1 protein-coding gene is annotated in these 630 nt (G+C 45.7%); it reads right to left on the bottom strand.

Annotated elements, in window-relative coordinates; genetic code table 11:
- A partial coding sequence (argS, locus tag WKV44_10625; GenBank protein MEM5948990.1) for an arginine--tRNA ligase occupies nt 1-630 on the bottom strand: 630 nt, incomplete at both ends.

Here is a 630-nt window from a genome sequence, read left to right as displayed (position 1 = left end):
CATAATAAACCCTGTCAAAAGAAATCCCCGTTCTCTCGTAAGTCTCGTTTATACCATCTATTGCCCACTTGTTCATCTTCTTCCAGAGGCTGAGAACCTCCTCGTCACCGTTCTCCCACTGCCTGAGCATCTCTCTGGCCTTTTCCTCCGCACTCTCATCGCCAGAAGCCCACTGGTTAAACTTGACATAGTAATCTCCTACAAAATGGTCGGATTTCTTACCAACAAACTCCGGCGTCTCCCCCTTACCAAGCTCCTTATAAGCCAGCATGGACTTACATATATGGATACCCCTGTCATTTATCAAGTTTACCTTGCAAACATCCGCACCAAGAAAAGAAAAAAGCCTGGAAACACTCTCACCCAGAATATTATTGCGCATATGCCCAAGATGCAGAGGCTTGTTGGTATTGGGACAGGAAAACTCTATCATTATCTTCTGAGAAGAAAACAAATCCTGCTTACCGTACTCCTCCCCCGCTCCGATAATATCGGAAGCAACCTGAGCACAAACACTCCTCTTATCAAGAAAAACATTTACATACCCGCCCGCAGTCTTAACAAGCGCATCCTGATACCTCTCTGACAAAACAGAAACAAGCTCGGAAGCAATATTCTGCGGAGACGTCC

It is taken from the genome of Spirochaetia bacterium 38H-sp (assembly GCA_039023545.1).
GTDB lineage: Bacteria > Spirochaetota > Spirochaetia > Winmispirales > Winmispiraceae > Rarispira > Rarispira pelagica.
This window is presented reverse-complemented; position numbering and strand designations above follow the sequence as displayed.